23 protein-coding genes are annotated in these 25867 nt (G+C 65.0%); 19 read left to right on the top strand and 4 right to left on the bottom strand.

The genetic code is table 11. The annotated features are described in order from the left end of the window. The first annotated feature begins 1 nt into the window (after position 1). From GRI68_RS08900 to GRI68_RS08870, 7 genes are read left to right on the top strand one after another with little or no spacing between them, the layout of a single operon-like run. Entirely contained in the window at positions 2-733 is a 732-nt protein-coding gene (locus GRI68_RS08900; RefSeq protein WP_160616924.1) for an Nmad3 family putative nucleotide modification protein, read from the top strand. Between the two features lie 29 nt (positions 734-762). Continuing rightward, positions 763-1902, top strand: a complete 1140-nt coding sequence (locus tag GRI68_RS08895; RefSeq protein WP_160616923.1) for a CaiB/BaiF CoA transferase family protein — start codon at positions 763-765, stop codon at positions 1900-1902. After that, a complete protein-coding gene (locus GRI68_RS08890) occupies positions 1899-2480 on the top strand; it encodes a hypothetical protein (RefSeq protein WP_160616922.1) in 582 nt (193 codons plus the stop codon). Before GRI68_RS08895 ends, GRI68_RS08890 begins: the two co-directional genes overlap by 4 nt. Further along, a complete protein-coding gene (locus GRI68_RS08885) occupies positions 2467-6036 on the top strand; it encodes a hydantoinase B/oxoprolinase family protein (protein ID WP_160616921.1) in 3570 nt (1189 codons plus the stop codon). Before GRI68_RS08890 ends, GRI68_RS08885 begins: the two co-directional genes overlap by 14 nt. Continuing rightward, a complete protein-coding gene (locus GRI68_RS08880; protein ID WP_160616920.1) occupies positions 6033-6725 on the top strand; it encodes a DUF969 domain-containing protein in 693 nt (230 codons plus the stop codon). The genes GRI68_RS08885 and GRI68_RS08880 overlap by 4 nt, the downstream gene beginning before the upstream one ends. Then, on the top strand, positions 6722-7672 hold the full coding sequence (locus GRI68_RS08875; protein ID WP_160616919.1) for a DUF979 domain-containing protein: 951 nt from the start codon (positions 6722-6724) through the stop codon (positions 7670-7672). Before GRI68_RS08880 ends, GRI68_RS08875 begins: the two co-directional genes overlap by 4 nt. Then, positions 7663-8631 carry a DUF2891 domain-containing protein gene (locus GRI68_RS08870; RefSeq protein WP_160616918.1) on the top strand — a complete coding sequence of 323 codons (969 nt, stop codon included), beginning with the start codon at positions 7663-7665 and terminating at the stop codon, positions 8629-8631. The genes GRI68_RS08875 and GRI68_RS08870 overlap by 10 nt, the downstream gene beginning before the upstream one ends. 16 nt (positions 8632-8647) lie before the next feature. Here the strand turns inward: GRI68_RS08870 and GRI68_RS08865 are convergent, their stop codons facing one another. Together GRI68_RS08865 and GRI68_RS13655 are read right to left on the bottom strand one after the other, a co-directional pair. Continuing rightward, entirely contained in the window at positions 8648-9415 is a 768-nt protein-coding gene (locus GRI68_RS08865) for a 2-keto-4-pentenoate hydratase (protein WP_160616917.1), read from the bottom strand. Positions 9416-9486: 71 nt separating this feature from the next. Next, a complete protein-coding gene (locus GRI68_RS13655; RefSeq protein WP_199799884.1) occupies positions 9487-9696 on the bottom strand; it encodes a hypothetical protein in 210 nt (69 codons plus the stop codon). Here GRI68_RS13655 and GRI68_RS08860 point away from each other — a divergent pair. The 6 genes from GRI68_RS08860 (at position 9602) to GRI68_RS08835 (ending at position 15642) form a co-directional block, all read left to right on the top strand. Then, positions 9602-10621 carry a LacI family DNA-binding transcriptional regulator gene (locus GRI68_RS08860; protein ID WP_407643364.1) on the top strand — a complete coding sequence of 340 codons (1020 nt, stop codon included), beginning with the start codon at positions 9602-9604 and terminating at the stop codon, positions 10619-10621. The genes GRI68_RS13655 and GRI68_RS08860 overlap by 95 nt on opposite strands. 121 nt (positions 10622-10742) lie before the next feature. Beyond that, positions 10743-11375, top strand: coding sequence for an RpiB/LacA/LacB family sugar-phosphate isomerase (locus GRI68_RS08855; RefSeq protein ID WP_160616915.1), 633 nt, complete (start codon positions 10743-10745; stop codon positions 11373-11375). A 22-nt stretch (positions 11376-11397) separates the two neighbouring features. Further along, positions 11398-12171: a 2-dehydro-3-deoxy-D-gluconate 5-dehydrogenase KduD gene (gene kduD / locus GRI68_RS08850; RefSeq protein ID WP_160616914.1), complete on the top strand. Its 774-nt coding sequence runs from the start codon at positions 11398-11400 to the stop codon at positions 12169-12171. After that, positions 12156-13193 (top strand): sugar kinase, encoded by a 1038-nt coding sequence (locus GRI68_RS08845; RefSeq protein ID WP_234028753.1) that lies wholly within the window; start codon positions 12156-12158, stop codon positions 13191-13193. Before kduD ends, GRI68_RS08845 begins: the two co-directional genes overlap by 16 nt. Beyond that, the gene (locus GRI68_RS08840; protein ID WP_160616913.1) at positions 13180-14778 is read left to right on the top strand and encodes a carboxylesterase/lipase family protein; all 1599 of its coding nucleotides are present in this window, start codon (positions 13180-13182) and stop codon (positions 14776-14778) included. Before GRI68_RS08845 ends, GRI68_RS08840 begins: the two co-directional genes overlap by 14 nt. Before the next feature lie 3 nt (positions 14779-14781). Then, positions 14782-15642 (top strand): rhamnogalacturonan acetylesterase, encoded by an 861-nt coding sequence (locus tag GRI68_RS08835; protein WP_160616912.1) that lies wholly within the window; start codon positions 14782-14784, stop codon positions 15640-15642. A gap of 9 nt (positions 15643-15651) precedes the next feature. On the opposite strand, the gene GRI68_RS08830 is transcribed toward GRI68_RS08835, so the two are convergent. Together GRI68_RS08830 and GRI68_RS08825 are read right to left on the bottom strand one after the other, a co-directional pair. Beyond that, entirely contained in the window at positions 15652-16065 is a 414-nt protein-coding gene (locus GRI68_RS08830; RefSeq protein WP_160616911.1) for a cupin domain-containing protein, read from the bottom strand. Next, positions 16065-17372: a pectate lyase family protein gene (locus GRI68_RS08825; RefSeq protein ID WP_234028752.1), complete on the bottom strand. Its 1308-nt coding sequence runs from the start codon at positions 17370-17372 to the stop codon at positions 16065-16067. Before GRI68_RS08825 ends, GRI68_RS08830 begins: the two co-directional genes overlap by 1 nt. Positions 17373-17587: 215 nt before the next feature. Here GRI68_RS08825 and GRI68_RS08820 point away from each other — a divergent pair, with 215 nt between their 5' ends. Genes GRI68_RS08820 through GRI68_RS08795 form a run of 6 tightly spaced genes read left to right on the top strand, consistent with a single transcriptional unit; the run spans position 17588 to position 25774 of the window. After that, positions 17588-20338 carry a TonB-dependent receptor gene (locus tag GRI68_RS08820; RefSeq protein ID WP_160616909.1) on the top strand — a complete coding sequence of 917 codons (2751 nt, stop codon included), beginning with the start codon at positions 17588-17590 and terminating at the stop codon, positions 20336-20338. A 31-nt stretch (positions 20339-20369) separates the two neighbouring features. After that, entirely contained in the window at positions 20370-21368 is a 999-nt protein-coding gene (locus GRI68_RS08815) for an alpha/beta hydrolase (RefSeq protein WP_160616908.1), read from the top strand. Further along, on the top strand, positions 21365-22981 hold the full coding sequence (locus tag GRI68_RS08810; protein WP_160616907.1) for a family 43 glycosylhydrolase: 1617 nt from the start codon (positions 21365-21367) through the stop codon (positions 22979-22981). Before GRI68_RS08815 ends, GRI68_RS08810 begins: the two co-directional genes overlap by 4 nt. A 29-nt stretch (positions 22982-23010) precedes the next feature. Continuing rightward, entirely contained in the window at positions 23011-24024 is a 1014-nt protein-coding gene (locus GRI68_RS08805; RefSeq protein ID WP_160616906.1) for a TRAP transporter substrate-binding protein, read from the top strand. Beyond that, positions 24021-24491 (top strand): TRAP transporter small permease, encoded by a 471-nt coding sequence (locus tag GRI68_RS08800; protein WP_160616905.1) that lies wholly within the window; start codon positions 24021-24023, stop codon positions 24489-24491. Before GRI68_RS08805 ends, GRI68_RS08800 begins: the two co-directional genes overlap by 4 nt. Next, a complete protein-coding gene (locus tag GRI68_RS08795; protein ID WP_160616904.1) occupies positions 24491-25774 on the top strand; it encodes a TRAP transporter large permease in 1284 nt (427 codons plus the stop codon). Before GRI68_RS08800 ends, GRI68_RS08795 begins: the two co-directional genes overlap by 1 nt. The last annotated feature ends 93 nt before the right edge of the window (positions 25775-25867 follow it).

Below are 25867 nucleotides of genomic sequence, written 5' to 3'. Positions count from 1 at the left end.
CGTGAAGATCGTCATCAGTCGCAAGGGTTTCGACAGCGGATCGGGTGGCGGCCCGTCGCCGATCGTCGACGGCCGACCGGTCTCGCTCCCGATCCCGAGCGGCGGGCATTCCTCGACAAGCTGGGCTGATCTCGGGCTGGGCGATCATGTTGCCGCAGCCTCGCGCGGCAAGCTGTCGGGCGCCGATCACTGCCACCACGACCCGATGTTTTCCGAAGAACGCGCCATACTCGGTCAGTGCGCGGCGGCGCAGTCGCATCTGGTCAATCAGGGCGTGGGCGTCGGCGATGTGTTCCTGTTCTTCGGCCTGTTCGCAAGTTCCGATGGCGAGCGGCATCACCGCATTTTCGGCTGGATGGAAGTCGACAGCATCGAACCGATTGCCAACATGGACGACGCGCGCCGCGACGCGCTCGTCGCTCTCGGCTTCCCCCATGCGATCGGCATGCACGCGAACAACGACACTGCCTGGTCCGGCCCCGGCGGGCTGGCGCAAACCGCGCCGGACAGCTTGCGGCTGACCGTGCCCGGCGGGCAGTTGTCGCACTGGCGCGTGCCGGCCTTCATGCGCGAATGCGGACTGAGCTACCACGCGAAAGACTGGCGCTGGCACGACGACGGCACGCTCACCGCCGCTTCGCGCGGGCAGGAATTCGTATGCGATGCGGGCGATCGCCAAGACGCTCGTCACTGGCTAGCCGATGTGCTTGCCGCCTGTCGCGCCAGCCCGTAAGCCTCGTCGCGGGAAGCGAAGGGGAAAGCATGGCGGGACCGCTCGAAGGACTACGGATCGTTGAAATGGCCGGGATCGGACCCGGCCCGTTTGCAGGCATGATGCTGGCCGATCACGGCGCCGAGGTGATCCGCGTCGAGCGCCCGGGCGCCGGCGCACGGGTCGCCGCGCAGCGCGACGTACTCGCTCGCGGACGTCGGTCGATCGCGCTCGATGTGAAGAGCGATGAGGGCCGCGCAATCACGCGCGAATTGTGCAAATCGGCAGACGGTTTGATCGAGGGCTATCGCCCGGGGGTGATGGAGCGGCTCGGCCTGGGCCCCGATGTGCTGCTCGAAGACAACCCCAAGCTCGTTTACGGACGCATGACCGGCTGGGGGCAGGACGGCCCCTATGCGGACGCAGCCGGGCACGACATCAATTATATCGCGCTCTCGGGCGCACTCTATCATTACGGCCGCGCGGGCGGGAAGCCGACTCCGCCGATCAACATGGTCGGCGATTTCGGCGGCGGCGGCATGATGCTCGCCTACGGCATGGTCAGCGCGCTGCTGCATGTCGCGCGCGGCGGAGACGGCCAGGTGATCGACGCCGCGATGACCGATGGCTCGGCGCTGCTGATGGGCATGATCTGGGGTATGCGGAATGCGGGCGTGTGGACCGATGCGCGCGGCACCAATGCGCTCGACACCGGGACGCATTATTACGACACCTATCAATGCGCCGATGGCGAATACATCTCGATCGGATCGATCGAGCCGCAATTCTACGCCGAATTGCGCCGCCTGGCCGAGCTGGAAGACGATCCCGAATTCGACCGCCAGCACGATCCGGCGGCGTGGGGCAATCTCAAGACCAAGCTCGCGACCCTGTTCCGCACCCGCACACGCCAGCAATGGTGCGATCTGATGGAGCACACCGACGTCTGCTTCGCGCCGGTCCTCTCGATGGGCGAAGCGCCCGAACATCCGCACAATAAGGCACGCGGCACCTTCGTGGAGGTGGGCGGCGACATCCAGCCCGGACCCGCACCGCGCTATTCCGCCACCGTCACCGACGCCCCGCGACCGGGCGCGGAAGTGGGCGCTGACGGCGGGGCTATCCTGGGCGAGCTGGGCTGGGACGATGCGCGGATCGCGGCGGCGCGCGAGAGCGGGGCGATCGGATGAGCCGCGCCACCGAGGGTATTGTCCTCATAGCCACTGCCGCATTGCTTGCCGGATGCGGACCATATTTAGGAGATTACGAGGTTGTCGCTGTGGAACTGGAAGACGATCTCCCGTCGGCCATCGATCATTCGCGCGAGCCCGAACCCTATTTCAGGATCGATGTGAAATCCGCATTCGATCTCGCGGCGGATACCAATGGAGGCGTGTATCCGTTCATGAGCGTTTGCCCCTACGATCAAGAGCGAGAGCAGATTGTTTTTGGACCGGTGGTTGCATCCGATCCGCCGATCGATTTGTACGACGCCGGGGACGCGATTATCCGGTCGCCGGATGGCATGATTACTTATTCGCTGCTCGTTCCTGTGCGCTCATACAATCAGCGGTCAATTTCCAAACGCGAGGGAACTACGCCGTCCAACGATTCCGGTAGAGGCGATGAAGATGTGTGTATCCAGATCATGCAAGCTGGGTATTTCCTCACGGATTCGCGTTCAGCGCTCATCCGCGTTTCTTCGCAAGAGCTGCGCGCGGCGCTGGACCGCGCGGAAGCGAGGGAAGCGAGCTATGGTCGGAAATAAGACTTGCTGGCGCTTCGCGATCGATCGCGGCGGCACGTTCACGGATGTCGTCGCGACGACGCCCGACGGCAAACTCGTCACGCACAAGCTGCTCTCGGAAGATCCGGGGCGCTATGACGACGCCGCCAGCGAGGCGGTCAGGCGACTGCTGAACGAGCATGGCGGCGGAGACATTGCCGATGTGCGGATCGGGACCACCGTGGCGACCAATGCGCTGCTCGAACGCAAGGGTGAGCGGCTGGCGCTGGCGATCACCCGCGGCTTCGGCGATGCGCTGAGGATCGGCGCGCAAGCGCGGCCCGATATCTTCGCCCGCCACATCCTCCTGCCCGAGCAATTGCCCGAAAGCGTGACCGAGATCGGCGAGCGCGTCGGCGTCGACGGCGAAGTCCTCGAAGCGCTTGATGAAGAGGCGGTCCGCCACCAGCTCCAGAAGCTACGCGATCAGGGCTTCGATGCGCTCGCGATCGTGTTCATGCATGGCTGGCAATATCCGGCGCACGAGGCGCGCGTGGCGCAGATTGCGCGCGAACTCGGCTTTGCGCAGGTCAGCGCGAGCCATGACGTGTCGCCGCTGATCAAGCTGATCCCGCGCGGCGACACGACGGTGGTCGATGCCTATCTCTCGCCCGTGCTGCGGCGCTATGTCGAAGGATTGCAGGCGAATCTGCCCGATCATGAGCGCCTGTCCTTCATGCAATCGAACGGCGGGCTTGCCGAGGCTCAGAGCTTCCGCGGGAAGGATGCGATCCTGTCCGGTCCCGCAGGCGGTGTCGTGGGTATGGTCGCGGCCTGCGAACCGCTTGGCCACGAACGTCTGATCGGGTTCGACATGGGCGGGACCAGCACCGATGTGTGCCACTATGCCGGGCGCTATGAACTGACCGGCGACGAAGTGATCGCGGGGGTTCGCGTGGCCGCACCGGCGATGCAGATCCACACCGTGGCGGCGGGCGGCGGCTCGGTCTGCCGCTTCGACGGAGCGCGCTTCCGTGTCGGCCCCGAGAGCGCGGGCGCCGATCCCGGCCCGGCCTGCTACGGCAAGGGCGGTCCGCTCACCGTCACCGATTGCAACCTGTTCCTCGGCCGGATCGATCCGGCCTTCTTCCCGAGCGTGTTCGGAAAGGATGCGAATCAGACGCTTGATCGGGACGCTTCATGCGCTCGATTGCAGGAAGTGTCCGATGCCCTGCCCAAGCCGCTTCCGCTCGAACACATCGCCGAGGGCTTCCTCGCGATCGCGATCGACAACATGGCCAATGCGATCCGCAAGATCTCGGTCGCGCGCGGTCATGACGTCACGACCTATGCGCTGGCCTGTTTCGGCGGGGCGGGCGGGCAGCATGCATGCCGTATCGCCGACGAGCTGGGGATGGAAACCGTGCTCGTGCATCCGCTTGCCAGCGTGCTTTCGGCCTATGGCATCGGCCTGGCGCCGGTGAAGGCGATCCGCGAGCGCAGCATGGTCTGCGCGCTTGAGGATGGTTTCGCGGACGCGCTCGACGCGCTGCAGGCCGAAGCGCGCGATGCTCTGGTGGAGCAGGGCATCGCGGCGGAGGCGATCACGCTGTCTCCGCAAGCCCGGCTGCGTTTCCAAGGGAGCGACAGCACGCTGACGCTCGATTGCGGAGACGCAGACGCAATGGCGGATGACTTCCGCGCCGAGCACCGCTACCGCTTCGGCTGGTCCGATCCGGCAGCCCCCATCATCGTCGAAGCGCTGAGCGTCGAGGCGCTCGGCACGGTGGGCGGCCTGGCGGACATCGCAGCCGAGCCCGTTGCGGTCGGCGGCGAGGCCAGCGGGACATGGCGCACGGTCGAACGCGCCGGGCTGGCCTCCGGCGACGGCGTGGACGGGCCTGCGCTGGTGATCGATCCCGGCTCGACCACCGTGGTCGAGGAGGGCTGGCGTGCGTCGCTGGCCGAAGAGGGCAGTCTGGTCCTCACCCGCACCGTGCCGCGACCCACCCGCCGTGCCGAAGGCACCACGGTCGATCCGGTGCGGCTCGAGATCTTCAACAACCTGTTCATGGTGATCGCCGAAGAGATGGGGCTGGTGCTCCAGTCCACCGCCACCTCGGTCAACATCAAGGAGCGCCTCGATTTCTCCTGCGCGATCTTCGATGCCGAGGGTTCGCTGATCGCCAATGCGCCGCACATCCCGGTCCATCTCGGCAGCATGGGGGACAGCATCAGGCGCGTGCTCGAAACGCGCGGGACGGGGCCGGACGGCGCGCCGATCGACGGACGCGGTATGAAGCGGGGCGATGCCTATTGCCTTAACGATCCCTATCGCGGCGGCACCCATCTGCCCGATGTCACCGTGATCGTCCCGGTGTTCTATTCCGATACCGGCGACATGCCCGATGCGTTCGTCGCGGCGCGCGGGCACCATGCCGATATCGGCGGGATCGCGCCCGGATCGATGCCGCCTGAAAGTCGCACCATCGACGAGGAAGGCGTGTTGATCGACAACCTCCTCCTCGCCGACGAGGGGAGCTTTTGCGAAGAGGCGGTGCGCGCCGCGCTCGCCGACAGCCCGTGGCCGGCCCGCGCGCCCGACCGCAACATCTCCGATCTGCGCGCCCAGCTCGCCGCCTGCACGCGCGGAGCGGAATTGCTCACCGCGAGCGCCGCCGAGCACGGGGCCGATGTGTTTGCCGCCTATATGGGCCACGTCCTCGCCAATGCCGAAGAGAGCGTGCGCCAATTGCTCGGGCGGCTCGATGACGGGTCCTTCGCCTATCCGATGGACAATGGGGCCGAGGTGCAGGTCGCGATCCGGATCGACCGCGACAATCGCTCCGCCGTGTTCAATTTCACCGCCACGTCCGACCAGCTGGACAACAATTTCAACGCGCCCAAATCGATCACGCGCGCCGCTGCACTCTATGTGCTGCGCACGCTGATCGACGATCCGATCCCGATGAACGATGGCTGCCTGCGCCCGGTCGAACTGGTGGTGCCCGAAGGCTCGATGCTCAATCCGCTGCCCCCCGCGGCGGTGGTCGCGGGCAATGTCGAAACCAGCCAGGTGGTGACCGATTGCCTGTTCGCCGCCACCGGCCGCCTCGCGCCGAGCCAGGGCACGATGAACAATTTCACCTTCGGCAACGAGGCGCAGCAGTATTACGAGACGATCGCGGGCGGATCGGGCGCGGGCCCGGACCACGACGGAACCGATGCGGTGCAGACACACATGACCAACTCGCGGCTGACCGACCCCGAAATTCTCGAAACGCGGCTGCCGGTGCGGCTCGATGGTTTTGCGATCCGGCGCGGTTCGGGCGGGACGGGCGCCCATTCGGGCGGCGACGGCGTCGAACGGCGCATGACCTTCCTCGAACCGATGCGCGCGAACATTCTCGCCAATCGCCGCCGCATTGCGCCGCGCGGGCTTGCTGGTGGCGGCGACGCACAGCCGGGCCAGAACTGGGTCGAACGCACCGACGGAACGCGCGAAGATTTGGGCGCAACCGGTTCGGCCGACATGCAACCCGGCGACCGCTTCGTCATCCGCACCCCCGGCGGCGGGGGATTTGGAGAATCGCAATGAATTACTGGCCGCTGCTGGGCATCGCGATCGTCGTGGTCGGCTTTGCCTTGCGTTTCAATCCGCTGCTTGTCGTGGTTGGCGCGGCGGTGGCGACGGGGCTGCTCGCGGGGCTCGATTTCGTCGCCGTGGTCGAGGCGCTGGGCGCGGCGTTCAACGGCAATCGCTACATCTCGGTCACCTGGATCATCCTGCCGGTGATCGGCCTGCTCGAACGCTATGGCTTGCAGCAACGCGCGCGCGGGCTGATCGAGAATGTGCGCGGGGCGACGATGGGCAAGTTGCTGGTGACCTATCTCGGCTTCCGGCAGATCACCGCCGCGCTCGGCATGAAGGATATCGGCGGGCACCCGCAGGCAGTCCGCCCGCTGGTCGCGCCGATGGCCGAGGCGGCAGCGGTCAAGACGCATGGCGACCTGCCCGACGACGATCGCGACAAGGTCAAGGCGATGGCCGCGGCAACCGACAATGTGGGTCTGTTCTTCGGCGAGGACATCTTCTTCGCAATCGCCTCGATCCTGCTGATCCAGGGGGTGCTCGAAAGTTACGGTTACGAGCTGACCCCGCTCGAACTCGCGGTCTGGGCGATTCCGACCGCGATCTGCGCCTTCCTGATCCATGGCGGGCGCATCCTGGCCTTCGATCGCAGGCTGGCGAAACATCCCTCCCGCAGTGAGGAGGACCGCGCATGATCACCTATGAATGGCTCTATATCCTTGCCGGCGCGTTCTTCGTTGGTTGGTCGCTGCTGTCCTTGCGCGATCGCAGATGGGGCAATGCGGGGTTCTGGGGCCTGCTCGCCGCGAGCTTCCTGCTCGGCAGCCATGTGTCCGATTTCGTCAACGGGCTGCTGGTGCTGGGCATGGTCGGGATCGCCGGGATCGGCGGACTGAAGCGCAGCAAACCGGCCACCACCACTGAAATCGAAAAGCAGAACTTCTCCGAGCTGCTCGGCAACAAGCTCTTCATTCCGGCGCTGATCGTCCCGCTGACCGCGGTGATCGGCACGCTGCTGTATAACTACACGCCGTTCGGCGAGACCGCATTGTTCGAGCCGCGCCGCGAAACGCTGCTGCTGTTCGCGATCGGCGTGCTGTTCGCGCTTGCCGCGGCCATCGCCTGGCTCCGGCCTCCCGCGCTCGCACCGATGGAGGAGGGGCGGAGGCTGCTCGATTCGATCGGCTGGGCGGCAATCCTGCCGCAAATGCTGGCGGCGCTCGGCGCGGTGTTCGCGCTCGCCGGCGTGGGCGACATCATCGGCAGCCTCGCGGGCAATATCATCCCCGATGGCAGCGTGCTGGTAGCGGTGGTGGTGTTTGCGCTGGGCATGGCGGTGTTCACGATGATCATGGGCAATGCCTTTGCCGCTTTTCCGGTGATGGCCGCAGCGATCGGCGTGCCGCTGCTGATCGAGGATTACGGCGGCAATGTCGCGACGATCGGTGCGGTCGGCATGCTGTCGGGCTTCTGCGGCACGCTGCTCACCCCGATGGCGGCGAATTTCAACATCGTCCCGGCTGCGCTGCTCGAACTGAAGGACCAGAACGGGGTGATCCGCCAGCAGGTGGGCACCGCGATCCCGCTGTGGGTGTGCAATGTGATCATCATCTATGTCGGAGGGTTCCTGCTGTGGACGTGAGAAAGGACGTCGCGCGGCACTTCGCGCAGGCTGCGTTGGGCCATGTCGCGCGCGAATATCCGCACAAGCTCGACCATGTGATGGACAGCGATGCCGATGTGCTGTCCCCGCGCATGCTCCATCCCTGTTTTTTCGGCAGCTTCGACTGGCACAGCTGCGTCCATGGCTGGTGGACGCTGCTGACACTGCGGCGGCTCCGCCCCGATATGCCCGAGGCCGAGCGGATCGAAGCGCTGGCGGAGAATACGTTCACCGACGACAAGCTCGCGGTCGAGCTCGCTTATGCACGCCGGCCCGCCTCGCGCGGGTTCGAACGGCCCTATGGCTGGGCCTGGCTGCTCTATCTCCACCGCGAAGCGACCCGGCATCAGGAGCGTGCGTGGGCATCGCGGCTCACACCGCTGGCGCGCCATTTTGCGGAGAGCTTCAAGACCTACCTCGCCGCGCTCACCTATCCGATCCGCACCGGCACGCATTACAATTCCGCTTTCGCGCTGACGCTGGCGTTAGAATGGGCGAACATCCACGACGCTGCGCTGGCAGAGCTCATCCGCGACACCGCCAAACGCTGGTTCGCCGAAGATCGCGACTGCCAGGCGTGGGAGCCGGGCGGCGACGAATTCCTCTCGCCCGCGCTCGGCGAAGCGCTGTTGATGAAGCGCGTGCTGCCCGAAGCCGAATTCGCCGATTGGTTCGCCGGTTTCCTCCCGCGCATCGATCGGGACGAGCCCGCCGCGCTGTTCACTCCCGCCACGGTCAGCGACCGGAGCGACGGCAAGATCGCGCATCTCGACGGGCTCAATCTGAGCCGCGCCTGGGCCTGGCGCGAGCTGGGCCGGGACGATGCGGCGCAGCGCCATCTCGATGCCGCCCTGCCGCATGTGACTGGCGACTATATGGGCGAACACTGGCTTGCGAGCTTCGCCTTGCTGGCGTTGCTCGATCGTCCGCAAGGCTGATCGAGTCTGCGGCAGGTTAGTCGATCTGCGCGGAGACGGATCCCAGATCGCCGAAATGCGCGATGACGTCGTTGCCGGATTCGACTTTGTGAACCCCGGTTATCGCGCCGCTCGATATCCACCAGCCGGCCTGTGTCGCGATACCCCTCTGCTGCAGGTTCGCGAGCAGGAAGCAGACCGAACCGAACGGTCCGTCCAGCATGGTGGCCGTGGTCGCCCGGCCCGCGGTGCGACCATCGATCGACAGCGACACTTCGACGTCGTCGAGGCTCGACCAGTGAGTCTTGTCGACCGTTGGGCCGAGCTGCAGCCCCGCATTGTTGCCATGATCGGAAATGGTGACGCAGGGACCGTCGGTATTGATATCCGGATAGGGAGAGGACGCGATTTCAAGCCCGATCCGCACTTCATCGACCCACTCCATCGCTTCGGTCGGAGTGGTCGGCAGCGCGCCGTCCCGCGGTGCGAGCCGTAGCATGAATTCGGCTTCGGCCGCGGCGAAACCATCGCTGAAAATAGCGAAGTCAGCCGGTTCGCCGTCGGCACGGACGATCGTGTCGGCAAAAACCGGACCGGCGAGCCGTTCGGCCCCCAGGCGATCGCTATCGGGCGGATTGATCCGCCCCACTTTCCATCCGCCGATCGCGCGTTTCCAGATCGCCAGAGCCGCGTCCTGGATGGCATAGGCGTCGGCAAGCGTTTGCGGGCGTTCGCCGGGATATTCGCGCAGTCCGGACCTTTTCCGGCGCGCATCGACGAACGCTTGGGCGATGGTATGTGACATGTCAGCCAATGCGTTTCCCCTCCTCCGCACCTTGTTATTTGCCGCGGCTTAGCCCCATTGGGAAACCGGTGTCAAAACGAAATTCCAGCCAACAGTTCATCCACTGCGCGCGTTCGCCATTTGACGATTGGCGCGGTATGACGTTGAAAGTCAGCGTTTGCTTGAGGAACCACCGGACCGGCTATGATAAGCTCGAAACGAACGCCGACGATCAATGATGTCGCCACCCGGGCAGGGGTGTCGAAGAAAACGGTGAGCCGGGTTATCAACAGTTCGCCCATGCTCAAACCGCAGACCCGTGAGAAAGTCGAGAAGGTGATCGCCGAACTCGGCTATGTGCCAAATCCGCAGGCGCGCGCGCTCGCCCTGCGGCGCAATTTCGTGCTCGGCCTGCTCTACGACAATCCCAATGCGCAGACGATCCTGAACTTCCAGCAGGGTGTGCTCGACGCGATCCGCGACACCGAATTCGCACTCGTGGTGCGCCCGGTCGATCGCCATTCGCCCGACATGCTGGACGACATTCGCGACTTCCTCGAAAAGCAGCGGCCTGCGGGCGTGATGATCCTGCCGCCGATCTCCGAGAACGATGCCATCGCCGAACTCTGCCTCGAGCAGGGCTGCGGCTATGTGCGGATGGGCTCGGCCGAGTTCGATGAACCGCACCGCCTCGTCGAATCGAACGATGGCGAAGCGGTAGGCTGGGCGGTCGATCACCTGGTCGAGCAGGGGCATCGGCGGATCGCGCTGATCGAGGGGCCGGAAGGCTTCCGCTCGGCGCTCGAGCGGCGTCGGGGCTTTCTCGAAGGGCTCGATCGCCACGGAATTGCGCACGATCCCGGCCTGGTCGCGAAAGGCGCCTACACCTTCGAATCGGGCAAGGCGGCGGCGCGCGCGCTGTTCGATCGCGATCCGCGTCCGACCGCGATTTTCGCGTGCAACGACGAGATGGCGGCCGGTGCGCTGCATGTCGCGTCCGAGCGTGGAATTGCCGTGCCGCGCGACCTGTCGCTGATCGGCTTCGACGATTCGCCCACGGCGGCTCATATGTGGCCGCCCCTCACCACGGTGAGCTGGCCGATCACCAGGATGGCGAACGCCGCCGCCATGAAACTGATCGCCCCGGCGACGCCCGAGGCCAAACCGTTCAAGTTCGATTCGAGCCTCGTTCAGCGATCGTCGGTCGCCCCGCCGCAAAAGCCATGAGAAATCGCATGTTGCGACCATGGAAGCGAGCGGGTAAGTATGCTATGACACCGGTTACCAAAAGATCTCACGCCGCGCTCGTCGGGCAGCGGACGCGAACCAGAAGACCAGGAGAGACAGCATGAAAATCGCCCTCATTACCGAGAACAGCCAGGCCGCGAAGAACGGCGTCATCCACGATGCGCTAACCACCGTGGTCGAGCCGCTGGGCCATGAAGTGTTCAATTACGGTATGTACACGGCACAGGACGAGGCCTCGCTCACCTATGTGATGAACGGTTTGCTGACGGGAATACTGCTGAACTCGAAGGCCGCCGATTTCGTCGTGACCGGTTGCGGCACGGGGATGGGTTCGATGCTGGCCTGCAACGCCATGCCCGGCGTGTTCTGCGGCCTCGTGATCGATCCGACCGATGCGTTCCTGTTCGGCCAGATCAACGACGGCAATGCGATCTCGATGCCCTATGCCAAGGGATTCGGTTGGGCCGCCGAACTCAATTTGCAGGATTGCTACCGCAAGATCTTCGAGAACGAGGGCGGGCAGGGCTATCCCAAAGAGCGTGCCGAGATCATGGCGACCAATCGCGGCATCCTGAAGGACTTCAAGGCTGCGGCGACCAAGGACATGCTGAGCGTGCTCGAAAGCGTCGATCAGGACCTGCTCAAATCGGCCATCGCAGGTGAGCGGTTCGCCGAGTATTTCTATCCCAATTCGCAGGACGAAGAGATTTCCGCCTACCTCCGCAGCCTTTAAGCCAAGCGCAGGGAGAGGGATCATGAGCACCGAATCATTCGACCTGACCGGTCGCAAGGCGATCGTGACCGGCGCGAACACCGGGATCGGTCAGGGCATTGCACTCGCGCTGGCGCAAGCGGGCGCGGATCTCGCGCTGGTCGGTCGCAGCGCGGCGGACGAAACGCAGGCCAAGGTCGAGGCCTGCGGTCGCAGGGCGATCCAGATCGAGGCCGATCTTTCCAGCATTGCACCGGTCGAGAGCGTCGTGTCGCAAGCGGTCGATGCGCTCGGTCGCGTCGATATTCTTGTCAACAATGCGGGGATCATCCGCCGCGACGATGCGCTCGATTTCACCGAAGCCGACTGGGACGCGGTGGTCGACACCAATATGAAGGTGCTGTTCTTCCTCAGCCAGGCGGTCGGCCGCCACATGGTCGAGTGGGCGAGCCAGGCGGGCGAGCGCGGCAAGATCGTCAATATCGCCTCGATGCTGACCTTCCAGGGCGGTATTCGCGTGCCCAGCTACACCGCCTCGAAAAGCGGAGTGGGTGGTCTCACCAAGCTGCTGGCCAATGAATGGGCGCCCAAGGGCATCAATGTGAACGCCATCGCCCCCGGCTATATCGCGACCAACAACACGGCCGCGCTGCAATCCGACGAGACGCGCAACCGCCAGATCATGGAGCGCATTCCCGAAGGGCGCTGGGGCGATCCCGCCGATATCGGCGGCGCGGCCGTGTTCCTTTCCAGCAGGGCGGCGGATTACGTCCAGGGGCATATCCTCGCGGTCGATGGCGGATGGCTGGCGCGGTGATGCGCCAGGGCGACCCACCCCCGGTCGTCTGCTTCGGCGAGATGCTGCTGCGGCTGTCGCCGATGCCCGGTATCCCGCTGACGCGTGCCGCCGCGCTCGATCTCGCAGTGGGCGGGGCCGAAGCCAATGTCGCGATCGCGCTGGCAGGTCTCGGCCAGGCAGCCTCGATGCTGACCGTTCTGCCCCATAATGCGCTCGGCCGCCGCGCGCTTGCGGCCTTGCGCGAGGCCGGGGTGGCGACCGAGCATGTCACGCATGCCGCAGGTCGGCTCGGCACCTATTATTTCGAACCGCCGAGTGGCCCGGTGGGCGGGTGCGTAACCTATGATCGCGTCGGCAGCACGTTCGCCCGGGCGAAGGCCGGCGATGTGGGTTTCGTTGCAGCACTCGATGGCGCCGCCTTGCTCCACCTTTCGGGGATCATCCCCGCGCTCGGACCCGATTCCGCGCAACTGGCGTCGGCGGCGATCGAGGCGGCCCGCAATGCCGGCCTGCCGATCTGCTTCGATGGGAATTATCGCGCAAACCTTTGGAATGCGTGGAACAGCGATCCGCGCGCGATCCTGACAGAGCTTGTGGCCAGCGCGACAATCCTGATCGGCAATCACCGCGATATCTCCCTGCTTCTGGGAAAGACGTTTTCGGGCGATGGTCCCGATCGGCGACGCGAAGCGGCCGAAGCGGCGTTCGATGCCTTTCCCGATCTCCAGGTGATCGCCTCGACGGCGCGCCATATTGAAAGCGCGACGGTGCATCGGCTCGCGGGACGGGTCGATCTGCGCGAGAGCCACTGGCAGACCGAGGAAGTGCGCATTGCCCCGGTGGTCGACCGAATCGGGACCGGCGATGCGTATGCCGCCGGCGTGATCTACCGCTGGCTGCACGATGGCTCGGCGCAGGACATGGCGAAATCCGGCCTCGCGCTCGCGGCGATGAAGCATGGCGTGATCGGGGATTCGATCTGCATCGGTCATGCAGAGCTCGAGGCGTTCGACTTGGGAGGCGCCGATGTCAGCCGCTGATGGGCCAACAGCCGCTGATGGGCCAGCAGCCGGTGGATTGACCCGCCGCGCCTTCGTGGCGGGCTCGCTGGCTGGGGCCGCCGGAGCGGCCGCTTTCGCGACGCCCGCTTTCGCGGCGAAGCCCGATCCAGTCGTGGGGCCGTATGCCGGCTTCGTCGATCGCGGGACGCCCGCGTTTCTCGGCATCCGCTACGCCCGCGCTGCACGGTTCGAACCGCCGCAAATGCTTGCGCTGCCAGCGGAGCCGCAAGCGGCCCGCAGTTTCGGCCCATTGTGCCCGCAGCGCAATCCGATGACGCCCGAAATGAGCGAGGACTGTTTGTTCCTCAACGTATGGACGCCCGATCCCGATCGCCGCGCCCGGCGGCCGGTGATGGTCTATTTCCACGGCGGGGCCTACAATTGGGGTTCGGTCACCGATCCGCTGACGCAAGGTCCGCATCTCGCGGCGCAGGGCGATGCGGTGGTCGTCACGGTCAATCACCGCATCAACGCGTTCGGTTATGGCTGGCTGCAGCCGTTCGGCGAGCCGTTCCGGCATACCGGCAATCTGGGGCAGCTCGATCTCATCTCCGCGCTGCGCTGGGTTCGCGAGAACATCGCCATGTTCGGCGGCGATCCGGGCCGCGTGATGGTGTTCGGCCAGTCGGGCGGCGGGGCCAAGATCGCCACGTTGATGGCGATGCCCGAAGCGGCGGGCCTGTTCCATTCCGCAGCCACGATGAGCGGACAGCAAGTCACCGCGCAGGGGCCGGGCAACGCCTGGCGCCGGACGCAGGCCTTCCTGGCCGCGGCGGGGCTCGATCCCGCCGACCCGCAAGCCTTGCGCTCCGCGCCTTACGAGCAATTGCTGAACGGGCTCGGTGCGACCGATCCGATTTTGGGCGGCGGGATCTATTTCGGTCCGGTGCTCGACATGGTGCATCTCCATCGCCATCCGTTCTGGCCCGATGCGCCGTCGCAATCGCAATCGATCCCGATGATCCTCGGCAATACCAGTCAGGAGACGCGCGCCTTCATCAAGGCCGATGGTCCGGTGGTCTCGGGGCTTGACTGGTCGAACATCGCCGATCGCCTCGCACCGCAGATCAGGATCGATCTGCGGTCCGACTGGGTTGTCGCGCAATACCGGGCGAAATACCCCGATTGGAGCGCCGAACAGGTGTTCTATGCCGCCACCACCGCCGGACGCAGCTGGCCTGGCCAGGTAATCGAGGCGGATGCCCGCGCGGCGGCACCGGGTGACCGGACCTGGGTCTACCAGCTCGACCGGCCCAGCCCGATCGATCCGGCGCGCGGCGCGGCGCATACCGACGACCTGCCCTATGTGTTCGGCACGCTCGATGCGCCCGGCAGCTATTCGGGAACCGGCGCGCGCGCCGGTGCGATCAGCGCGACGATGATCGCGGCGTTTGCCGGTCTCGCCCGCACCGGCGCGCCGGGCCTTACCGACTGGACGCCCTATCGCCTGCCCGACCGCGCAACACTGTTCATCGGCGAGGATGAGACCCGGATGGTCGACGATCCGCGGCGGTGGGAACGCGAATTGTGGGCAACCGCACCCTATATCCAGCCAGGGAGCTGACCGATGACGATCCGTGACATCCTCTTTTCCGCCACTGCCTGCGCGCTCGTGGCCGCGTCGCCGACGGCAGCGCAGAATGCCGAGCGCGCGACTGAGACGTCGGCGCCTGCCAAGCCCAACAAGATCATACTTGTCGGCGATTCAACGACCGCGACCGCTAATGGCTGGGGGCCGGCCTTCTGCAGCCGCCACGTGACGCATCCCACCCCGTGCCTCAATCTGGCGCGCAACGGGCGCTCGAGCGGGAGCTTTCGCGCCGAAGGGCTGTGGGACATCGCGCGCGGCGAAATGCAGGTGGAAGGCTACGATCATGTCTTCGTGCTGATCGGCTTCGCCCATAACGACCAGCCAGGAAAGCCGGGCCGCTCGACCGATCTCGAAACCGAATTCCCGGCAAATATGCGCCGCTATGTCGAAGAAGCGCGCGCTGCCGGAGCGGTGCCGATCCTGTTCACGCCGTTGACGCGGCGTCAGTTCGAGGATGGCGAACTGGACGACGATCTCGGTCCGTGGGTGGCGGCGATCGAGCGTGTGGCCGCGGAAACCGGTGCGCCGCTGATCGATCTCAACGGGCGCAGCCGGGCGATCATTGCCGCGCTTGGCCCCTCGCTCGCGAACCTGACGGCCGAAGCGCCCCCTTCTGCCGCGATTGCGGCCGCGGCGGCGATCGAGGGCGAAACGCTACCTTCGGCGACCGGGCGACCGGTGCTGCCGGAAGAAGGCGCATCGGATCGGATCGACTGGCGCAATCCGCTGTTCGACTACACCCATCTGGGCGAGTTCGGGGCGGAACTGTTCGCGGCGGTGATTGCCGCGGAACTGGTGCGCCTGGTGCCGGATATCCGGCCGCTCGTCCGCCCCTGAGATCGTCGGTCAGTCTTTCGGGGCGACCGGATAGGCGATGATGATCGAAAGCGGCTCGTCGCCGACCTGGCGGATGCCGACCACTGCGCCTTCATAGAGATAGGCCGCCATTCCGGGGCGAAGCTCGGCCTCGACGCCGTCGGAAATCACGAGACCGTGCCCCGATGTGACGTAATAGACTTCGTCGTGCGAAATCGGATGTTCGCCCACCGCCGCGCCCACATCGAGGACGCGGCGACGGAATTCCATCCTCCGCGGCTGGGGCGCGGCATCGCTGATCCGATAGGCGGTCGACATGCCGATCGCCCCGTGGGGCGGCGCCTCGCGGACTTCGACATCCTCTTCGGCCACCACCACCATGGGCGGAACGGCAGTCTCCTGAACGAAGGGCGCTGCCAGCAAGAGCGCGAGCGCGGCGCCCATCACTGGACGCCTTGACGCATCTGGCGATCACGCGGAGAGAGATGCTCCTGCGCGCCTTCCTTCTGGCCCGGCCAACGGCCCGATTTCGGACGCATCGTGGTGAGGTCCCACGCGGCGGGATCGAACGGCGCGCTGGTCGCCTCGAAGCTCGGATAGCCGCCGACTTCGTCTTCGGAATCGATAACTTCGCCGCGCCCTTCGGCGATGAAGAACAGCACCCGCGTTTCCATTTCGCTGCGATCCCACGGGCGTGCGCCGGCGGTGGAGAGCAGGGTGGTCTCGACCTCGATGCTGGGCAGGATCTCGTAGGGCGACAGGTCGTGCAGCGGCGCGTCCTGGATGCGGATTTCCGCACTCGTCACGCCATAGCGACCGAACATCGGCAGATCCTTGCCGTAGCGATCGACCGCGACATTGTCGGCTCCGTAATAGAGCAGGTCGCCGACCCCGCCGATGGTCAGGAAGGGGAGGTCGTCGTCGGTGCTGTTGCCGCCGCGCATGACGTTGCCGATGGCGGTAAGCTTGCCGTCGACCGGTTCGTGCCCGGCCCATTCGAGGTCCATCAGATTGTAATGCACCGCGCGCAGTTGGGGATCGTAAATCAGGTTGTTGATCATCAGCGCTTCGGCACCGCCCTTGAGCAGCGGCGAACGCTCGACATTGTGCGCCCAGATATTGCGCTCGAACACGATGCCCGTCGCGTTGTCATGGATCAGCGAGCCCTTCGAATGTTCCCCCTTGGGGTGGGTCGAATCGGCCAGGCCTTCTGCCGCCAGGTTGAGGCGGAATACGATGTTGCGGCTGGTGCCTTCGCGCCATTCCTCGACCGTGTAGCCCGTGAAGCGCGGGCCGGACGCCGACATGTTTTCGTCCACCGCCCAGAAGAAGCTGTTGTTCTCGACCAGCACATTGGCGGCCGATCGGGTGGAGAAGGCATCTGCTTCCCAGCCCGAACGCTTGGGCTGTCCGTCGCCGCCGACCACCACGCGCAGGTGCTGGAGGATCACGTCGTGGGCGTTCACGTCGATCCCGCCGCGCAGGATGGTGATGCCGGGCGACGGGGCGGTCTGTCCAGCAACGGTGACGTCAGGATTCTCGATCGTGAACACCGAACGTTCGAGGTCGATCGCCCCGCCGACTTCGAACACGACGATCCGCGGCCCGTCCGCCTCGAGCGCTTCCTTGAGACTGCCCGGCCCATCCTTGTTGAGCGTCGTGACGCGGATGATCCGTCCGCCAGCGCCGCCGTCGGTTGGCACAGGGGATTGTGCGCTGATCTGCGGCGAAAGTGCCACAGCACCGATCATAAACACTAATAACTTCAATAGCTTCATCATGTATCCCTCTCTCATCCCACGCATCTTGACAGTATCCAGAACAGGGTGCAAGAAAGATATGACACCGGTTACCAAAAGAAGGCCGGGTTGGGATTTGAGAGGTTGCCGGTAGGCGTGAACACGGGATCGGGAGGTCCCGTCGCTCCTTGCAGACACCGGTGCCATTCTGGGAGGAGAGAGATAATATGAGCCAGTTTTCGCACACGATTAAGGCCCTGCTGCTGACCGGCGTCGCCGTGTCGTTGCCGACCGCAGCGGCGGCACAGGATGCCGGCACCGTCCAATCTGACGAAGTGGCCGACGAGGCTGCTGAAGAAGCGACCGATCCAGCCAACGTCGTCGTCATTTCCGGCTTCCGCGAATCGCTGAATGCCGCCGTCGCCGCCAAGCGCGATGCGGTCGGGCAGGTCGACGTGATCGTGGCCGAGGATATCGCCAAGTTCCCCGACACCAATCTGGCCGAATCGCTTCAGCGTATTCCCGGCGTCGCGATCGAACGCGATGCAGGCGAGGGGCGCCAGATCACCGTGCGAGGTCTCGGGGCACAATTCACCCGCGTGCGCGTCAACGGAATGGAGACGATCGCAACGTCGGTCGATGGGGCGTCTTCGAACCGCGATCGTGCGTTCGATTTCAATGTGTTCGCTTCGGAGCTGTTCAATTCGATCGTCGTCCACAAGACCGCGTCGGCCCAGCTCGACGAAGGCTCGCTTGGCGCGGTGATCGATCTCAACACCGGCAATCCGCTCGCATATGGCGCGGGCCTGAAAGTCGTTGCGTCGGCGCAAGCGCGTTACAACGATCTGAACGAAGACATCGCGCCGCGTGTTGCGGGGTTGCTCGCCTGGACCAATCCCGAGGAGACTTTCGGCATCTCTACCTCGGTCGCGTGGACGACCTATGAAACGCCCGAGCTCGGCAACAACTCGGTGCGTTGGGCGCAGGCCGATTTTCAGTCGGTCGGCGGCGTCGATTGCACCGCCAATCCGGCCGATCCTGGCTGCGTCGAAGTTGCCAATGCTTTCCATCCGCGCATCCCGCGCTATGGCCTCGTGAATCACGATCGCGAGCGCCTGGGCGCAACCGCCGCCATCCAGTTCCGACCGAGCGATAACACCGATATCCAGCTCAACGCGCTCTATTCCAACTTCAAGGAAACGCGCGACGAGTATTGGGGCGAGGTGCTACTGCGCTCGAACGAAGATACGATCGACGTGACCAATTACACGATCGATGCGGACAACAACCTGATTGCCGCGGATCTCGACAATGCATGGATCCGGAACGAGCGCTACAGTCGCGAAAGCGAGACCGACTTCTACCAGATTTCCGGCGAGATCGAGCAGCGGTTCTCCGACGTATTCACTGCGCGGCTGCTCGGGGGGTTCTCCGAATCCGACGCTACCATCCCGGTCGAAACCACGATCATCTTCGATGATCGTGACGGAGTGTATAGCTACGATTATACCGACATGGCGTTTCCGCGACTTACCTTCGGAACCGATGTGGCCAATCCGGCCAATTTCCAGCTGGCCGAATTCCGGGATCGGCCCAGCAGCGTGAACAACAAGTTCCGCACGCTCAAGCTCGACCTCGAGTACGAACCGGTTGCCGGCCTGCGCATTTCGGCAGGTCCGTTCTATCGCAAGTTCGATTTCTTCACCACGAGCGCGCGCCGTGACAGCACCTATTGCTCGGCCTTTACCTGCGCTCCTGGCGCCTATGGTGCGCCGGTCACGGGCGATCTTGCGGAGTTGTTCCAGCTAGGCAATGCTGGACAGCCGAGCGGGAACACCAATGCGTGGGTGGTCCCCAATCTGGACGCGGCGACGAGTTTCCTTGGCCTTTACGACATCCCCGCCGTAACCCGCGAAGGCGACGAGCGCGGTGTGACCGAGGAAGTGGCGGGCGGATTCTTCCAGACCGACTTCGAAATCGACGAAGGCACGCGCGTCACGGGCAATTTCGGGATGCGCTACGCGCATACCGATCAGACCTCGCAAGGTTTCAACAGCGGGCAGTTCGTGACGGTCGAGCGTAGCTATGACGATCTTTTGCCGGCGGTGAATATCAACGTGTTCCCAACCGACAATTTCATCGTTCGCGGCGCGGTCTCGAAGGTAATCACCCGGCCGACGCTGGGTTCGTTGACTCCCGGCGGCTCGGTCGACGAATTCAACTTCCGCATATCGAGCGGCAACCCGTTCCTAGATCCGTACCGGGCCTGGAATTACGATGTATCGCTCGAATGGTATTTCGCGCCCGGTGCGATCGTATCACTCGCTGGCTTCGTAAAGAAGATCGAGAGCTTCCCGGTCTCCAGTTCGACTCAAATCACCTATGCGCAAAGCGGTCTTCCGACCTCGCTGCTGACGTCCGGTACACCTGCCTACGACGCGGTCGTCAATGGCACTGATCCAAACCGCCAGTTCGAATTCCGCGCGGTCGGGAATGGCGAAGGGGCAACGATCAAGGGGGTCGAACTCGGCGTGAACCTGCCGTTCTCCGCCTTTGCCAGCGGCATGCTCGCCAATTTCGGCGTGCTCGGCAACGTAACCTATGTCGACAGCAACCAGGATGTGAATTTCGGCGGCACGCTCATCGAAACCACGTTCCCGGGGGTCTCGAAATATTCGGCGAACGGCACCGTCTATTACGATGACGGGCGGTTCTCGATCCGCGTTTCTGGCGCCTATCGCAGCGATTACAATACCGGGGGCAGCGGTAACGGGAATTTCCTCGAAGGGTTCGAGGATGCGTTCAATCTCGATGCGGCGATCCGCTACAAGCTGACCGACAACATCGAACTGACGATCGACGGCAACAACCTGACCGACGATTACCGCTATCGCTGGACCGATGACGACGCGCGCCGGAACTACGAGAACAACCACTTCGGCCGCATCATCATGGTTGGCGCGCGTTTCGAATATTGATCCCATCGCGCACAGCGCAGGAGCCTGCGACATGAAAATCGATCGCCGGTCGCTCATGGCCGCAGGCTTCTGTTCGTCCGTCCTGGCAAGCACCACCTTCGCGCAGACCCGGCCTCCGGATGCGGACGGCGCGCTTCCTCCGGGCTTGCCCCAACCTACCGAGACAATCGATCTGTGGCCGGCAGGCGCGCCAGGTGCGCCTGCTGCCGGGCTCGTCGAAGAGGCGGTCGAGCGTTCGCAGGACCGGCTTGTCACCGATCGCGCGGTCAGGGGCATTTCCGTGCCGCGCATGGCGGTGTTCCGGCCCCTCAGAAGCAACGGCGCCGCGGTGCTGCTGATTCCGGGCGGCGGGTATCGCCATGTCGTCGTCGACAAGGAAGGCTACGAGATGGCGCGGTGGCTTTCGGCCCGCGGCTTCACTGCCTTCGTCCTGTTCTACCGTCTGCCAGGCGAAGGATGGGCCGCCGGACCCGATGTCGCGCTCGCGGATGCCCAGCGCGCGATGCGCCTCGTCCGGCATCGCGCGGGGGATTTCGCGATCGATCCCGAGCGGGTGGCGGCGATGGGCTTTTCGGCCGGAGGGCACGTCTGTGCCGATCTCGCCACGCGTTTCGCTGGGCGGGTGTACGACGCAGTGGACGGGGCCGATGCATGGTCGGCCAAGCCCTTTTGCGCGGCGCCGATCTATCCGGTCGTCAGCATGGATCCTTCGGTCGCGCATGCCGGGTCGCGCGCGCTGCTGCTCGGCCCCGATCCGAACACGGCGAGCGAGGCCGCGCATTCACCCGATCGCAACGTGCCGGCCGATGCGCCGCCGTTCTTCCTGCTCCATGCCGAAGACGACGATGCGGTGCCGGTCGAAAACACCCTGCTGATGCGCGCCGCGCTCAAGGCGAAGAACGTGTCGGTCGAAACGCACCTGTTTGGAAATGGCGGCCACGGCTTCGGGCTGCGCAAGGCGATCGGCAAGCCGGTTGCCGCCTGGCCCGACCTGTGGCTGGCCTGGGCGCGCACGCGGAGCTTCGCATGAGCCTGCGACGGAGGGACGTGATGCGCGGTGTCGGGGCAATCGGCCTGGCCGGTGCGCTGCCTTTCCCGCTGCATGCCAGGGAGGAAGAGCGGGTCGGGCGCACGACTGACGGGCGCTATCGCCGCGGCTTCGACAATCAGCGGATAGCGGATCTGGGCGACGGCACTTTCCTCAACCCAGTCGTCTCGGGCGACCGCCCGGATCCGGCGATCCTCAGGGACGGGGAGGACTACTACATGACCTTCTCGACCTTCGACGCCTATCCGGGGCTGACGATCTGGCATTCGCGGGATCTGGTCAACTGGCGCCCACTCGATGCCGCGTTGCACCGCAATATCGGAGCGGTCTGGGCTCCGAGCCTGCACAAGGACAAGGGCCGCTATCTGCTTTACATCCCGGTCAAGGCGGCGCTCGGCAACGATATCTTCGTCGCCTGGGCCGATGATATCACCGGGCCGTGGAGCGACCCGATTCCCTTGGGCCTGCCACGTCATATCGATCCCTGCCATGCCGTCGCCGAAGACGGGTCGCGCTGGCTGTTCCTATCGGGCGGAGACCGGGTACGGCTGTCGGACGACAATCTCTCCATCGTCGGCCCAGTCGAGCACGCCTACGATCCGTGGCGCTATCCCGCCGACTGGGTGGTGGAGGGTTTTTCGCCCGAAGGCCCCAAGATCCATCGGATCGGCGAATGGTTTTACATGCTCACCGCCGTTGGCGGCACCGCCGGGCCGCCGACCGGCCACATGGTCATCGCTGCGCGCTCGCGCTCGCTGCACGGGCCGTGGGAACATCATCCGCGCAATCCGCTGGTGCGCACCACGAGCATCGACGAGGCTTGGTGGTCGCGCGGCCACGCTTCGCTAGTGCAGGCGCCCGACGACAGCTGGTGGTCGCTGTATCACGGATACGAGAACGGCTATTGGACACTCGGCCGCCAATGCCTGCTCGATCCGGTCGCATTCGACAGGGATGGCTGGTTCGATATGACGGGCGGCGACCTGTCGCACGCGCTCTCCAAGCCGCAGGGCGGATCGGCGGTGCCCCACGGGATGCCGCTGTCCGACGATTTCACCGGGCCGCTCGCGCTCGGCAGTAAATGGGCGTTCTTCAAACCCGAGCCGAGCGAGGAAAAGCGCATCGAAAGCGGCGACGGCGTCCTGCGCCTCGCCGGCAAGGGAAAGGCACCGTCGAGCGGATCCCCACTGCTCGTCACGGCCGGCGATCGTTCGTACCAATTCGAATGCGACATCGAAATCGCGCCAGGTGGGTGGGCGGGCCTGGTGCTGTTCTACGACGACCGGCTCTATTGCGGGCTGGGTTTCGATGCCGACCGTTTCGTCACCCATCAATACGGTCGCGAACGTGCGCGCCCCGCCAACCCGCACGGATCGCGCATGCTAATGCGGGTGACCAATCGCGCCCATATCGTGGTGTTCGATACTAGTGGTGATGGCGGCCGCACCTGGCAGCGCTTCGATCGGGGGATGGAAGTGTCGGGCTATCATCACAATGTGCGAGGCGACTTCCTGATGCTACGACCCGGCCTGTACGCGGCTGGACCCGGCGAGGCCAGGTTCAGGGACTTTCGTTTTACGGCGCTCGACCGGTGATGACCAAGGGAAGGGTGGGAATTCGAACAATGGGCAATCACCCGGTATCCCGCCGTGCCCTCTTGGCGGGCGGCGCGGCGCTGGCTGCGGGCGCCCTGCTGCCCGGGTGCAAGCCCCGCCTGTCCGGCGTCTTCACCAGCGCCGATGCGCATCCGGCCGATTACCCGACGGTGCGCGCGGTTGAATTCATGGGCCAGCTGCTGTCGAAATGGACCGACGGGCGGCTCGGCACCAAGGTGTTCGCCGGGGGGCAGCTCGGCAGCGAGATGGATACGCTCGAAATCGCCAGCTTCGGCGGGCTCGACATGACGCGGGTCTATTTCGCCCCGCTCAATGCGATCGAGCCAATGACGCTGCCCTTCTGCCTGCCGTTCGTGTTCGATTCGGTCGCGCATATGCGACGAGTGGTCGATAGCGAGCTGGGCGACACGGTCCTGGCGTCGCTGCGCCGACACCGGCTGGTCGGACTTGCGATCTACGATTCGGGCGCGCGCAATTTCTACAATAATCGTCGCACGATCCGGTCGCCGGAAGACATGCGCGGGCTGAAGCTGCGCGTCCCCAATTCGGACTTGTCGGTGGCGATGATCAATGCGCTCGGCGCGAATGCGGTCCCGATCCCCTATGGCGAGACCTACCAGGCGCTCGCCCAGGGGGTGATCGACGGCGCCGAGAACAACTGGCCCTCACTGGTGAGCGCGCGACATTTCGAAGTGATCGACCATCTCAGCATCACCGAACACCTGCTGACACCCGAAGCCTTCGTAATGAGCGAGGCCTCGTGGTTGCGGCTTGATGCCAAGGACAGGAAACTGGTGCGCGAGGCGGCGAAACAGTCGGTTCCCGAAATGCGGCGCCTGTGGGACGCCGAGGTCGCCGAAGCGAAGCAGATCATCGCTGCGTCGCCGATCGAGGTCACCCCCGTCGACAAGGAGCCGTTCGCGGCGCTCATGCGGCCGGTCTGGGATCGTTTCATCACCACGCCTGAACAGAAGGCGGTGGTCGAAGGCATACTTTCGATGGGCGGAGGAAATACGGCATGATGGCACGCATCGCACGCGGGCTGATCGTCCTGTCGTCCGCCGGACTGGCGGCCATGGCCCTGGTGATCGGATGGCAGGTGTTCGGACGTTTCGTCCTCGCATCGAGCCCTTCGTGGACCGAGCAGGCCTCGCTCGTCCTGATGATCTGGTACGTGATGTTTGCGGCGGCCGCGGGCGTTTACGAGGGCTTCCATATCCGCATTGCGCTGCTCGAAGAGCGGCTGGGCGATCGCGCCGGGCCCGTCCGGCGGATCGTTGCCGCGGTGATCGCCCTGATCGGCCTGGTCCTGTGCATTTATGGCGCGCAGATGTGCTGGCTGGTGCGCGAAAACGTGATCCCCTCGATCGGCGTCAGTCGCGCCGTCGCCTACATACCCATGCCGATCGCCGGTCTGCTGATGATGCTCTTCGCGCTGCCCCAGCTGTCGATGGGCCAGGCGCCCCGCGACAACGAGGAGGACGCCTAATGGAACTTCTCACCCTGTTCGGCGTGCTGCTGGTTCTGCTGGCGGTCGGCGTCCCGGTGGCTTTCGCGCTGCTCGGCGCAAGCCTCGCCTGTTTCGCCACGCTGGGCATTCCGCCGATCGTGGCGGTGCAGCGGAGCGCGGCGGGGATCAGCGTGTTCACCCTGATGGCGATCCCCTTCTTCATCTTCGCCGGAGACCTAATGTATCGCGCCGGCATCGCCGAGAGGCTGGTGCGGGTCGCCGATGCGGCGGTGGGACGGGTCACGGGCGGTCTCGGCATCGTCAATGTCGGCGCCTCGATGATGTTCGGCGCGGTCTCGGGATCGGCCATCGCCAGCGCCTCGGCGATCGGATCGACGATGGTCCCGATGATGAAGGAAAAAGGCTATCCCGGCGATTACTCCATCAATGTGACAGTGACCGCGGCGGTGGTCGGCCTGCTGATCCCGCCATCGCACAACATGATCATCTATTCGGCCGCTTCGGGCATGGGCGTCTCGATCGGCGACCTGTTCCTCGCCGGGGTGTTTCCCGGCCTGCTGACCGGGTTCATGCTGATGCTGACCGCATGGATCGTGGCCAGGCGGCGTGCCCTGCCGACCGGACGCTTCCCCGGCTGGCGCGAATTCATCCTCGCCACCGCCTATGCCATCCCCGGCCTGATGACCGCGCTGATCATCATGGGCGGCATCCTCAGCGGGTTCTTCACGGCCACCGAAAGCTCTGCCGTCGCGGTGATCTACACCGTGCTGGTGGGCTCGCTGGTCTATCGCAGCCTCGGCTGGACCGCCTTCTGGGAAGCGGCGCGCAAATCGGTCCGCACCGCCTCGATGGTGCTGTTCATCATCGCCGCGGCAACCGCGTTCGGCTTTGCCATGGCGCTGCTCGAAGTGCCGAGCCAGCTGGGCGCGCTGATCGGGTTCATCACCGACAATCCGCTGCTGACCCTGCTGATCATCAACCTGATGCTGCTTGCGCTCGGCACTTTCATGGACATGGCGCCGCTAATCGTGATCACCACGCCGATCTTCCTGCCGGTTGCGATGGGCGTGGGGGTCGACCCGGTCCATTTCGGCATCATCATGATGCTCAATCTGGGCATCGGCCTGGTGACGCCGCCGGTCGGCTCGGTCCTGTTCGTGGGTTCGGCGGTGGGCAAGCTGCCGGTGACGACGCTGATCCGCACGATCTGGCCGTTCTACCTCACCTTGCTCGCCGCGCTGGCACTGATCACCTACGTGCCGCCGCTGTCGCTCTGGCTGCCGAGCGTCTTCGCAGGCTGACCCGAGGCGTCCCGGTCACTTGCGACAGGGGCAAACGGCTCGCGCTCCTGAGGCGTTTGCCAAGGCCGCGGCGAACCAAGCCCCCCCCCGCTT

Origin of the sequence: Alteriqipengyuania halimionae, assembly GCF_009827575.1 — a bacterium.
Classification (GTDB): domain Bacteria; phylum Pseudomonadota; class Alphaproteobacteria; order Sphingomonadales; family Sphingomonadaceae; genus Alteriqipengyuania_A; species Alteriqipengyuania_A halimionae.
The sequence above is the reverse complement of the archived record's forward strand: the minus strand, read 5'-3'. Positions and strand labels throughout refer to the sequence as shown.